The sequence below is a fragment of the uncultured Treponema sp. genome, from assembly GCF_946187725.1.
GTDB lineage: Bacteria > Spirochaetota > Spirochaetia > Treponematales > Treponemataceae > Treponema_D.
Window position 1 is genome coordinate 1 of record NZ_CAMHSK010000068.1, and the last position, 6,139, is coordinate 6,139.

Sequence of the window (6,139 nt, forward strand, 5' to 3'; positions counted from 1 at the left end):
TGAGTTTGAGAGTTTCGATAAATCGCACGCGGAGCTGGTCAAGGAAGTGGAGCGGGCCGCCCAAAAATGCAACATGGCCGCGAATTGGTTTGCCACAGGCGAGGCCTGAAATCGTCTGGTTTACGACTGCCTGGAAAATTGAAGCCGCAATGTCCTCGCGGCGGGCACCTTCGTTAATGAGCGGCTGAACGTCTGTTTTGGCAAAAACACCGCATCGTGCCGCAATCGGGTAAATCTGCTTGCATCCTGCAGCGAGCTTGTTGAGGCCAGGGGCGTCTGTTTCGAGAAGGGCAGCCATCTGGTCGATGAATGCACCAGTACCGCCCGCGCAGGTACCGTTCATTCGCTGCTCAACGCCGCCTGTAAAGTAGGTGATTTTGGCATCTTCGCCACCAAGTTCGATTACAACATCTGTCTGAGGAATGAGTTTTTTGACTGCGGTAGTAGCCGCAACGACTTCCTGAATAAACGGAATATTGAGCCACTGAGAGACAGAAAGACCGCCTGAACCCGTGACTTTTACGGAAACTGTATGCTTTTCTCCGAGTTTTGCCACTTTTTCGACTTCATTGAGAGCCTGTGTTACAACAGTGATGATAGTGTTTCGGATGTCCGCACGATGCCTCTGATAGTCGCCATAAATCATCTTGTCGTTTTCATCAAGGCACACGACCTTGACCGTTGTAGAGCCGACATCGATACCGATTCGGATAGGTGTGACTGCTGGCGTGAAAATTGCATTTGCTGTTTCCATTTATAACTTCCTTTTTAAAATAAACTTCGCTATATGAATCGCAAAAAGATAGACGAATATAATACCTTAAAAGGAAGAAATTTTCAACAAAATAAAATTATTGTCGTTAAAAGCCGGGATTCCTGGGAAAAATGACAATCAAGCTGGACAACACTCCAAGCTACGGAAAACCATACACCAGCGGTGAATACGGAAACGACTACATCAACTGGTATTCAGGAGCAAAATACGCAAGCTACGATTATATCAAATATACTCCAAAATGATTTTTATGCCCGATTTTAATATTTAAGTCAAAAATTCGATAGTTTTATTCTGATTCGCCTTTAGAATGAAACTATCGAAAAAGACGAGGAGAAAAATATGAAGATGGCAAAAGTTTTACTGACTTCAGCTGCTATGCTTGCTTCAGCTGCGGCATTCTCTCAGGGCAAACCTTCAGAGTATACCGAGAAGGATTTGGTCTGGCAGGATGATTTTAATGGAAAGAAATTGAACATGAAGGACTGGAATTTCGAATTCCATGAACCGGGTTGGGTTAATGCGGAATTGCAGTCTTATGATGATTCAAAGAAAAACACCTATATCAAAGACGGCTGCCTTGTCATTCAGGCGATTAAAACTGAAAAGAAAGACGGCACTGTCCACTACACATCTGGACGAATCAACACACAGGGAAAACATGCTTTCACTTACGGACGATTTGAGGCTCGTCTTCGCGTTCCAAAGGGAAAGGGCTTCCTGCCTGCTTTCTGGATGATGCCGGATGATGAAAGCTACTACGGTCAGTGGCCGAAGTGCGGTGAAATCGACATCATGGAAGTTCTGGGTGATGATGTTTCAAAGCTGTACGGAACCTTGCACTTTGGTGAGCCGCATGCAATGGTTCAGGGTACAAAAACTCTCGAATCAGGAAATTTCGCTGACGAATTCCACACTTTCGCTGTTGAGTGGGAACCTGGTGAAATCCGCTGGTATTGTGACGGCGTAAACTATAAGACCGCAAACGACTGGTTTACAAAGAGACCCGGCTTTGGCGAGCAGACTTATCCGGCTCCGTTTGACCAGCCTTTCTATGTAATTTTGAATGTCGCTGTCGGTGGTTCATGGGTTGGTTATCCTGATGAAACCACTAATTTTGACCCGAACAAAGACGATGCAAAAATGTTCGTCGATTATGTCAAAATCTATCAGAAAAAAGACTATAACGAAGATGTTGAGAAACCGGCAAAAGCTCCTGTCGTAGCAAAAACTGACGCCTCAGGAAATATGGTTTCACAGCAAAAGAGCGCATGGGAATTCATGACTGCTGGCGGCGGTGCGGGTTCTGTCGAATCAGACGGAAGCACTCACACAATCAAGTCGACAAATGCTGGTTCCCTCGAATATTCAGTTCAGTATGTTCAGGCAAAAGTTCCTCTCAATCAGGGATACAGCTACCGATATTCATTCGATGCTTATGCTGATGAAGAGCGCACGATGATTACAGGAATCACTGCTCCGAACAACAGCTATGAGCGCCGCTTCGGAGATGTAAAAGTCAAGCTCACGACCAAAAAGCAGCATTTCAGCTATGATTTCAATATGCTTGCTGATTCAGACCCGGAATGCCGTCTTGAATACAACTGTGGTGCACAGGGCTCAACTGCCGCAATCCACATCTCAAACATCCGTCTTGAAAAGACTGGTGAAGTTGACCTCTCGTTCGGAAAATCTTGCCTGCCAGATGGAAACTACATCGCAAACGGTCAGTTCCAGGAAGGAAAGGGCAGAATGGGTAATTGGGAGTTCGACAACAAGGCAAAAGCTGAAATTTCTGTCACAAAAGACCGTGCCCGAATGCTCAAAGTTGCATCTCCAAAGAAAGCAAAACCGGAAGATGTAATCATTAAGCAGACAGGACTCAAACTTGAAGCCGGCACGAACTACATCGTAAAATTCGATGCTTCTTCAACAAAAACAACTTTCATCAATGTAAAATACGGTGAAGTTGAGCAGAAAGTCCGCGTAATTGCAGGAAAAACTGACCCGAAAACAAAGGCTCCTGTTCCGAGCCACTATGAATGGGTTTACAGTCCGAAATCTGACAAGCCGATTGATTTCGAGCTTCAGTTGGGCAGCGATGGTGCGACAATCCTTGTGGACAATGTTTATGTCAAAGAAAACAAGGTCGTAATCAACGGCGATTTTGACCGTGGAATGTCTGGATGGGAGCTTTACGCTCATCAGAATTCAAGTGCATCTTGCGAGATTGTTGACGGTGCAGCTCAGGTTAAAATCGACAACACAGGAAACCTTGACTGGATGATTCAGCTCAAACAGAACGGCTGTCTGCTCGAAAAGGGCAAGAGCTACAAGGTAAGCCTGAAAGCAAAATCTGACTTGGAGAGAGCCATGATGCTTGCTTTACAGCGTGACGGTTCAAAGGATGACAACTGGTATCCATATTCAAATACTTTGAGATTCACGGCAACTCCTGAAATGAAGGAATACAGCTGGAACTTCTCAATGGGAATGGATTCTGACCCGAATGTAATCTTCACGATTTCAATGGGTGCTGTCTCTGACAAAATCATCACTCAGCCGCACACAGTTACGATTGATTCAATCGTTGTTGAGGAAATCCAGAAGAGATAAACCTTCTTGGAATGAATAGATGTTGCTTCGCCAGTCAGTGCAAGTTTGACTGACGAAGCTTTTTTTTCATGGAGATAAGATTATGAGAATCCGCTTTGGAAAAATGATTTTTGCCGTAGCTGTCCTGGCTTTGATGACTTCTTGCGGCACAAAGGATGATGAGACAACAGAGGTGAGCGATATGTTCGGACAAGGCTGGAATCTTGGAAATACGCTTGATGCGAAGTCCGATGGCGATATGGCGAATAAAGGGCTTTCCACCGAAAAGAGCTGGGGCATGCCAAAAACGACAGAGGCAATGATTAAGGCCGTCGCATCCGAAGGCTTCAAAACAATCCGAATTCCAGTGAGCTGGCATAATCACCTGACGGATTCAAATTACACGATTGACAGCGCATGGATGGCCCGCGTGAAGCAAATCGTTGACTGGTCGCTTTCCTGCGGATTAAAAGTCATCATCAACATCCATCATGACAATCTTTCTGAAGCGCAGATGTCATCGACTTACGGATTCTGCGTTCCAGAGAACAATTCTGACTTAAAAGACAAATCTCTTCTATATATATGTGCAATTTGGGAACAGGTTTCTGAGGCCTTCAAATCTTATAATGAAAATCTTGTATTTGAACTTTTGAATGAACCTCGTGCAGTCGGAAAAACTTATGAATGGAACGGAAGCGGCTCAACTATTCAGAAAGCGAATAAAATCATCATGGAGTACGAAAAGGCCGCTCTTGATGTAATCCGTTCTTCGGGCGGCAATAATGCTTCTCGCTATGTAATGGTTCCGCCTTATGCCGCAAGCCCGAGCATGACAGAAGGCTGGTCGCTTCCAAAAGATTCAGCTAGCGGAAAATTGATTGTTTCTGTTCACGCATACACGCCGTATGAATTCTGCATGAGCACAGCGAGTGTAAATTCTTTCACTGATTCGCACAAAGGCTCAATTGACTGGCTTTTTACTTCGCTCAAATCTGATTATCTTTCAAAGGAAATTCCTGTAATAATCGGGGAGGCGAGTGCAAGCGATAAAAACAACGCCGCCGAACGAAAAAAATGGGCCGACTACTATTATAAAAAGGCCAAGTCTTTGGGTATTCCGGTCGTTCTTTGGGATAACATGGTGACTGCCTCAACCGGAGACATCAACTCTGGAGAATGTCATGGCTGGTTCAATCGAAATGATTTGAGCTGGTACTTCCCGGAAATCATGAAGGTAATGCTAAAATAAAAAAAAACAGGTGGTTGAGCTAAGTCGAAACCACCTGTTTTTTTTCGTCAACAAGCTTTTTTTGTGCGGTGGTTGAACTTGTTGAAACCACCATTTATAGTCACAAGGCTTTTACTCTGTGAATGCGGCTTTTGCCGTTCCCATCGTGATGTCAACTTCTTCTGGAAGAAGCTCGTAGTAAAGATTTTTGCCTTCGAGGACTTTTGCAAGATATTCTTTTGTGCGTTCAATGACTTTATATGTCTTGAAGAAACTTGTTCCGTTGCAGGCCACGCAAATCGGGCTTTCGCTTGACTTTCCGCCTTCGCACTGAATGATGCAGGCTGCAAGAATAACTGCGGCGAGCTGAGCCATTCGGTTTACGAGTGCATCAAAAATCTCGAACAGGACAGCTTTATCTTCGGCAGTGGCGCCATCAGCGTCAAAGAGGGCAGAATCGCTTCCTGAGAGGAATGAGTTTACTTCGATGAGGGAAAGTGATTTTTTATTCTGCAGTGCGCCGGCGAATTTCTCTGAGAAAAGGCTTTCTTTTGCGGCAAACTGAAGTGTTTCGAGTGCCAAAGGTCCGAGGTAAGCGCCAGAGCAGAGCTTTTCGTAAGGAGAAGTGCCTGGAGTTACGCTCTTTTCGTCCATTATGATGTCGAAATCAGAATTCTTGAAGCCGCCGAATTTTGCGCTTTCGCAGACGATAATCTGATTTTTGGTGAGATTATATTCGCTCTTTGCAGGCTGAAGGTAAGCTGCGTTGAGGCCGGTTCCGAGAATGAATCCGATGTAAGATGAATATTTGGGGTTGCCGCTGCCAGCGAGAAGGGCAGAAGCGGTGTCGTTCAAAAGGATGATTTTGCGTGGGAGCTTGGTCCATCCCTTTTCTTTGAGGGCATTTTTGAGTTCGGCACCGATATGGCATCCGACGACTTCTGGAGCTTTGACTTCCTTTGAGAAGGATTCAAGAACGCCGTCCTGATCTTCGGTGATTGTCATTGCATAAGAGAAGCAGAAACAGATTTCATCACAGCTGTCCTTGAAGCGTGCAATATTGTCGGCAATCTGTGCGAAGAATTCTTTTTTGCCGAGTTCCTTTTCTGTTCCAGGCATTCTTGTTTTTTCAAAATTTGAGACAGTAGAAGAACCGTCTTTTGAGAAAGTGACGAGTGAAGAGCGGAAATTTGTGCCGCCTGCGTCAATTACGACAACAGCTTTGTCTTTAAGGGTGATTGAAGAAGGATCGAGGTAAGTGCGAATCATGTCCTGATAAGACTTTCGTCCTGAAAGACCTTCGTTCATATCATGGAGGAAAGAATCCACCAATGAAGCCAAATCTAAATCCTGGTAAAAACCATGTCGTTGCAAGAATTCTGAAACCTTTTTTTGCATTTTTTTATTCCTTAGGAAACTTTTAGTGTATTGTTAAAGTATATTATAAAAATCTTAATTTTTATAGTATTTTTTTCTGCATTTTGGAATTTTGTACTAATCTTGGGAAAAAAATCGGGCTGCCTGTATGACAGCCCGTG

General features: G+C 44.4%; 5 protein-coding genes. 3 read left to right on the top strand and 2 right to left on the bottom strand.

What is annotated here, in order from left to right; all coding sequences use genetic code 11:
* Positions 1–754, bottom strand: a 754-nt coding sequence (locus tag Q0Q74_RS13895; RefSeq protein WP_294431834.1) for a BadF/BadG/BcrA/BcrD ATPase family protein, incomplete at its 3' end; no start/stop codon positions are given.
* Between the two features lie 131 nt (positions 755–885).
* Here Q0Q74_RS13895 and Q0Q74_RS13900 point away from each other — a divergent pair.
* The 3 genes from Q0Q74_RS13900 (at position 886) to Q0Q74_RS13910 (ending at position 4,622) form a co-directional block, all read left to right on the top strand.
* Positions 886–1,020: a hypothetical protein gene (locus tag Q0Q74_RS13900; RefSeq protein WP_294431836.1), complete on the top strand. Its 135-nt coding sequence runs from the start codon at positions 886–888 to the stop codon at positions 1,018–1,020.
* A gap of 97 nt (positions 1,021–1,117) precedes the next feature.
* Positions 1,118–3,391: a carbohydrate binding domain-containing protein gene (locus tag Q0Q74_RS13905; RefSeq protein WP_294431838.1), complete on the top strand. Its 2,274-nt coding sequence runs from the start codon at positions 1,118–1,120 to the stop codon at positions 3,389–3,391.
* 82 nt (positions 3,392–3,473) lie between these two features.
* Positions 3,474–4,622, top strand: coding sequence for a glycoside hydrolase family 5 protein (locus Q0Q74_RS13910; RefSeq protein ID WP_294431839.1), 1,149 nt, complete (start codon positions 3,474–3,476; stop codon positions 4,620–4,622).
* A gap of 111 nt (positions 4,623–4,733) precedes the next feature.
* On the opposite strand, the gene Q0Q74_RS13915 is transcribed toward Q0Q74_RS13910, so the two are convergent.
* Positions 4,734–5,999 (bottom strand): hexokinase, encoded by a 1,266-nt coding sequence (locus Q0Q74_RS13915; RefSeq protein ID WP_294431842.1) that lies wholly within the window; start codon positions 5,997–5,999, stop codon positions 4,734–4,736.
* Positions 6,000–6,139: the final 140 nt, after the last annotated feature.